This window comes from Stappia sp. (assembly GCF_048261845.1).
Classification (GTDB): domain Bacteria; phylum Pseudomonadota; class Alphaproteobacteria; order Rhizobiales; family Stappiaceae; genus Stappia.
The window spans coordinates 1-5,340 of record NZ_JBLXFR010000129.1; the positions used below are offsets into that span (position 1 = coordinate 1).

At 63.0% G+C, this 5,340-nt stretch carries 6 protein-coding genes and 1 pseudogene; 4 read left to right on the forward strand and 3 right to left on the reverse strand.

Features of this window, described 5'->3' with window-relative positions; all coding sequences use genetic code 11:
- Together ACN0T5_RS21730 and ACN0T5_RS21735 are read left to right on the forward strand one after the other, a co-directional pair.
- A pseudogene (locus tag ACN0T5_RS21730) lies at window positions 1-692 on the forward strand (F0F1 ATP synthase subunit beta); the annotation flags it as partial.
- A gap of 11 nt (window positions 693-703) precedes the next feature.
- Window positions 704-1,102, forward strand: coding sequence for a F0F1 ATP synthase subunit epsilon (locus ACN0T5_RS21735; RefSeq protein WP_417770692.1), 399 nt, complete (start codon window positions 704-706; stop codon window positions 1,100-1,102).
- Between the two features lie 435 nt (window positions 1,103-1,537).
- On the opposite strand, the gene ACN0T5_RS21740 is transcribed toward ACN0T5_RS21735, so the two are convergent.
- Together ACN0T5_RS21740 and ACN0T5_RS21745 are read right to left on the reverse strand one after the other, a co-directional pair.
- Entirely contained in the window at window positions 1,538-2,272 is a 735-nt protein-coding gene (locus ACN0T5_RS21740; protein ID WP_417770693.1) for a hypothetical protein, read from the reverse strand.
- A 15-nt stretch (window positions 2,273-2,287) separates the two neighbouring features.
- Window positions 2,288-2,764, reverse strand: coding sequence for a hypothetical protein (locus ACN0T5_RS21745; RefSeq protein WP_417770694.1), 477 nt, complete (start codon window positions 2,762-2,764; stop codon window positions 2,288-2,290).
- Between the two features lie 549 nt (window positions 2,765-3,313).
- Here ACN0T5_RS21745 and ACN0T5_RS21750 point away from each other — a divergent pair.
- Window positions 3,314-3,664: an H-type lectin domain-containing protein gene (locus ACN0T5_RS21750; RefSeq protein WP_417770695.1), complete on the forward strand. Its 351-nt coding sequence runs from the start codon at window positions 3,314-3,316 to the stop codon at window positions 3,662-3,664.
- A gap of 30 nt (window positions 3,665-3,694) precedes the next feature.
- Here the strand turns inward: ACN0T5_RS21750 and ACN0T5_RS21755 are convergent, their stop codons facing one another.
- Complete coding sequence (locus ACN0T5_RS21755; RefSeq protein WP_417770696.1) at window positions 3,695-4,711, reverse strand: ribose-phosphate pyrophosphokinase; 1,017 nt, start codon at window positions 4,709-4,711, stop codon at window positions 3,695-3,697.
- A 102-nt stretch (window positions 4,712-4,813) separates the two neighbouring features.
- Between ACN0T5_RS21755 and ACN0T5_RS21760 the strand changes: the two genes are divergently transcribed.
- On the forward strand, window positions 4,814-5,340 hold a 527-nt coding region (locus ACN0T5_RS21760), incomplete at its 3' end, for a 2-hydroxychromene-2-carboxylate isomerase (protein WP_417770697.1).

Sequence of the window (5,340 nt, forward strand, 5' to 3'; positions counted from 1 at the left end):
CCGACGTTCTGTTCTTCGTCGATAACATCTTCCGCTTTACCCAGGCGGGTTCCGAGGTGTCGGCGCTTCTGGGCCGTATTCCTTCGGCCGTGGGCTACCAGCCGACGCTGGCCACCGACATGGGCGCCCTGCAAGAGCGCATCACCTCGACCAAGGCCGGCTCGATCACCTCGGTGCAGGCGATCTACGTGCCAGCGGACGACCTTACCGACCCCGCGCCGGCAACCTCGTTCGCCCACCTCGACGCCACCACGGTTCTGTCGCGCGCGATCTCCGAGCTGGGCATCTACCCCGCCGTTGACCCGCTCGATTCGACCTCGCGCCTGCTCGACCCCGCCGTCATCGGCGAAGAGCATTACCGCGTCGCCACCCAGGTCCAGGAAACGCTTCAGCGCTACAAGTCGCTGCAGGACATCATCGCCATTCTCGGGATGGATGAACTGAGCGAAGAGGACAAGCTGACCGTGGCCCGCGCCCGGAAGATCCAGCGCTTCCTCAGCCAGCCCTTCGACGTGGCCAAGGTCTTTACCGGTTCGGACGGTGTGCAGGTTCCGCTCGAGGATACCATCGCCTCGTTCAAGGCGGTCGTGGCCGGTGAATACGATCACTTGCCCGAGGGCGCGTTCTACATGGTCGGCGGTATCGACGACGTGGTCGCCAAGGCCGAGAAAATGGCCGCCGACGCGGCTTGAGGGAGGCCAATATGGCTGAGACAATGCAGTTCGACCTCGTATCGCCCGAGCGCAGCCTTGCGTCCTACGCGGCCAGCGAGATCGAGATCCCGGGCGCCGATGGCGACCTGACGGCGATGCCGGGCCACGCGCCCGTCATCACCACGCTGCGTCCCGGCGTCCTGCGCGTGCAGGGCGACGAGGGCGAGCAGGTCTACCTGGTCACCGGCGGCTTCGCCGAGGTCTCGGCCGACGGGGCCTCGGTCCTGGCCGAAATGGCGATGAGCCTGGCCGACGCCAAGCCCGAAGACATCGACCCGATGATCGAACAGGCCCGCGCCGAGGTAAAGGATACCGAGGGCGCCGCGCGCGACCTCGCCGAGAAGCAGCTTGCCGATCTCGAGGCACTGCGCGTCGCCGTGGGCGGCTGAGACCGGCCGCACCGGCGCATCGGCACCGTTCAGGAAAACAGGATCAAGGCTCCGCTTGCGGGGCCTTTTTCGTTTCGTGGCGGGCGGTGCAGGGGCGTGCAGCCGATGACTGGCTTCGAGTCCTTGTTACTTTGCCCGGCATGGAACTCTTCGCATTTGCAGCATCGGATACCTTGCCGAACACGGCCCTTAGCGCGCATTGGTGATGTCTGCGGCGAGTAGCAGCTTCGAGCCCTTGTTACTTCACTCTTGCGATGCGGCGAATGGCAGCTGTGGCAAGTGGTGGCCAAAACCCGAGTTTCCCGTTATGAGTATCGACCCGTGTCGCAGTGCCCACACTCGTTTTTCCGTGTGCGATTGTTGGGCCGCCGCCTTGATTGTAGGCGTCCATCGAAAGCAATGCAGCTAGAAGGTCTTGTTCGCCGGGAACATGGGTCATGGCATGGGCCTCACAAAATGTCCGGAATGAATGCGATCACTGAATTCAGGATCGGAGTTGAAACTGCCCTGTCGCGGGCAAACGTCGCACGGTTGGCCATTACGCGAAAACAAGCCTTGCTTGGACTCCAGCCATGGCAGCGCCGCGAGCACCTGTTCGGGTTCCGTGGATACCTCGGAGAATCTTATCGTGACCCCAAGAACCGCGAAGCCCTCGCCAAGCACTTCGCGCACGGCGGTGGTATTGGCCAAGTCTTGGATTGAAGCAGGCTCGCTCTCATTGAGAAAGGTCACCAACGTCGGCACTTCTCTATCCGTCAGAGGAATGTCCCGATCGCCTTCGGACAACACGGTCGCAACCCAGCTTCCGGCATTTTCGCGTGTTAGCCGCTCCAATCCCATCGTCCTGCGCGCAACACGACGTGCGATAACATCGGGCCACTCGCGTTCGGTCTCGTCGACGATCATGGCAAACACGTGCCGTCCGTCCGGCAGGTCGACGACGGCGGCCTCGCCCGTAATCTGCCACTCGTACGCGCTGCCCATGAATGAAATATTGGGAGGTACGGTCAGCCTGACACGAACCTCGCCCGAGCCCGATACCGGCCCGTCCGGCGTATCGACATTGATCGTAGTGATCTGGTACCATGTGTATTGTTCGCCGCGCAGCCAAAGGCCCACAGCGACCGAAATCACTGCCAGAACTGTAAGGCCGCCCAGGAAACTCTTCATACCGATAAACCCTTGTCAGCTTGCACTACGAATCCCGCCAGACCTCATCACCCGAAGGAACAGCTCGCGAGAAGCCAGTTCGATCAGAGAAGTTATCTCTTTCTCGCCCTGAAATTCCATACCTGCGATGTACTCTTCAAGCATGCCTGGCCCGCCTTCTTCTTCGATCCGGGTCAGGAAACAGCGCTGGCTATCCCGAAAGGACGGATCCTCCGCTACTGGCGTTAGAAGCGAAGCGAACCGGGGATCAATTGAGACGTAAAAGGCATAGGTCCGCACCGCCATTGCCTGTATCGCGTCACGGAATCGCTTCTCCTGGGCGGCGGATTGGGCGAAAGCGGGGGTGGCGATCAGCAGGCACAGAGGGAGAATGGATCGCAACTTCAGATATTCATTCCATTCAACGACGACCGCGCCGGGAGTGTTGGAGTGGGTCGTCCAGCTGGTATGTTCTTCCAGCACGACGTTGCGGGTGCAGTGATTGTCAGCCATTCTGTCTCCCATTCTGATCTGTCGCTCAGGTATCGTCCGAACTAGAGCGCCTGCATTGAACGGAGTGCAGCAACCCGTCAATCCCCGACTAAATTCTCCGATAAATTGCGGCTGGAGGCAACTCAAGCCCGCCACATGCCGTTGTGTTTGCAGTTACTCCAAAGCGCACATCGGGCTACTGGTAGAATTTGCGCTTAGATGCCATTGGTGCATGCGCAGCGAATGGCGGCAAAGTCCCGCACAGCGGACCTTGACGCTGATCGCAGCGAAAGTCCGGTCTCCGCCCACTCCTCCGCGAGGTCGTCGCACCCTCAGCGGAAGCTGTGCGTCCGCAGTCAACGTCAGCTTCGCTCTTCCGTCCGGACATCCTTAAATCAATCGCTCCCCGAAGATTGTCCCCAAGACCCTTGTCCAGCATGGCTCCGCAGGTAAAAGGGGGGCGAGCCAGGCGTGTGCCCGCGACGTGACGGGTTGACCGCTTGCGGGGCCTTTGTGTTTGGGCATACTCGGCGAACGCGGGCGCGGCGCGCCGTCAACGGGTGATCCGGCATGAAACGGTTGAGAAGCCAGGCTATCGGTATCGATCAGGGCGACAACGTGCTGTTCTCGGACTACGAGGACGGCGGCGAGATGTGGACGGGCACCGGCCCGCGCGAGCGCAGCCGTGCCATCCGATTTTCCGAGCGATTCCGCGACGCGCCTATGGTGCATTGCGCGCTGACCATGTGGGATGTGGACCAGGCCACCAACACCCGCGCCGAGATCGCGGCCGAGAACGTCACCGAAGAGGGCTTCGATCTCGTCTTCCGCACCTGGGGCGACACCCGCGTCGCCCGTGCCCGCGTCGGCTGGATCGCCTTCGGCGAGGTTCACCACGCCGATGACTGGGATCTCTACTGAGCCGGGCGCGGCCCTGCCGCGTTGGCACGCTCAGCCGCGGTACATGCCCTCGTAAATCGGCTCCAGCGTGCGGGTCTCGAACAGGGACGAGACCGAGGTGCCGTTCCAGATGTTCAGGATCGCCTGGGCGAACATCGGCGCGGTCGGCACGATGCGGATGTTCTTGGCGGATGTGACCGCCTCGGGTGCCATGATCGAATCGGTGATCACCAGGCTTTTCATCACCGACTTTGTGATCCGCTCGACCGCCGGGGCGGAGAGAACGCCGTGGGTGATATAGCTGTGAACCTCGTTGGCGCCGTTCTCGATCAGCACCTCGGCGGCCTTGCACAGGGTGCCCGCGGTGTCGCAGATGTCATCGACGATCAGGCAGGACTTGCCAGAGACATCGCCGATCACGGTCATTTCGGCCACCTCGCCCGGCTTCTCGCGGCGCTTGTCCACGATCGCGAGCGGCGCGCCGATGCGCTTGGCCAACTCGCGCGCGCGCGCCACGCCGCCCACGTCGGGCGAGACCACCATCAGCTCGTCCAGGCGCCCAGCGAAATGGGCCTTGATGTCGAGCGCGAAGATCGGGCTGGCATAGAGGTTGTCGACGGGAATATCGAAGAAGCCCTGGATCTGCGCGGCGTGCAGGTCCATGGTCAGAACCCTCTCGATCCCGGCCTCGACGATCATGTTCGCCACCAGCTTGGCGCTGATCGGTGTGCGCGCTTTGCTGCGGCGATCCTGGCGGGCGTAGCCGAAATAGGGGATCACGGCGGTGATCCGCGCCGCCGACGACCGGCGCAGCGCGTCGGCCATGATCAACAGCTCCATCAGGTTGTCATTCGCGGGGTTCGAGGTCGGCTGGATGATGAACATGTCCTCGCCGCGCACGTTCTCGAAGACCTCGACGAAGATCTCGCCGTCATTGAAGCGTTCCACGCGGGCGTCGCAGAGTTCGAGGTCGATCCCCCGGTGCATGGACATGCGGCGCGCGATGGCACGGGCGAGCGGCAGGTTGGCGTTGCCCGAAATCAGCTTCGGCTCGGAAGTGGATGGCATGTGCAAGGGTCCCCGGCGGTGAACATGGCAGATTCGCGACGTTGACACCGCTTAGCACGGCGTTAGCGTCGGGCAAACATCCAGCGGACAGGAGTGCCGGGCATGAGCAGAATCGATTACTTTTTCTCCACCATTTCCCCTTTTACCTACCTCGCCGGCACCCGGCTCGAGGATATCGCCAAGCGTCATCGGGCCGAAATCGTCTACAAGCCGCTCGATGTCGTCGCGCTGTTCGCGCGTACCGGCGGCACGGCCCCGGCCGAGCGTCACCCGGCGCGCCAGTCCTACCGCGCGGTCGAGATCGAGCGCCAGGCGCGCAGGCTGGGCATGGAGGTCAACGTCAAGCCGGCCCATTTCCCCACCAATTCCGCGCCCTCCTCCTACGCGGTGATCGCCGCGCAGGAGGCCGGAGGCGGCGATATGGGCACGCTGGTGCACGGGCTCTTGCGTGCCTGTTGGGCTGAAGAGCGCGACATTGCCGATGACGCGGTGATCCGCGACTGCCTGTCGGCGGCAGGTTTCGATCCCGCGCTGGCCGACAGCGGGCTGCTGGCCGGGGCCGAGACCTACGCGCGCAACCTCGAAGAGGCGGTCGAGCGCGGAGTCTTCGGCGCGCCCTTCTACATCAC

Coding starts and splice junctions, on each gene's coding strand:
- ACN0T5_RS21735 (WP_417770692.1), top strand. CDS start 704: ATGGCTGAGACAATGCAGTTCGACCTCGTATCGCCCGAGCGCAGCCTT.
- ACN0T5_RS21740 (WP_417770693.1), bottom strand. CDS start 2,272: ATGAAGAGTTTCCTGGGCGGCCTTACAGTTCTGGCAGTGATTTCGGTC.
- ACN0T5_RS21745 (WP_417770694.1), bottom strand. CDS start 2,764: ATGGCTGACAATCACTGCACCCGCAACGTCGTGCTGGAAGAACATACC.
- ACN0T5_RS21750 (WP_417770695.1), top strand. CDS start 3,314: ATGAAACGGTTGAGAAGCCAGGCTATCGGTATCGATCAGGGCGACAAC.
- ACN0T5_RS21755 (WP_417770696.1), bottom strand. CDS start 4,711: ATGCCATCCACTTCCGAGCCGAAGCTGATTTCGGGCAACGCCAACCTG.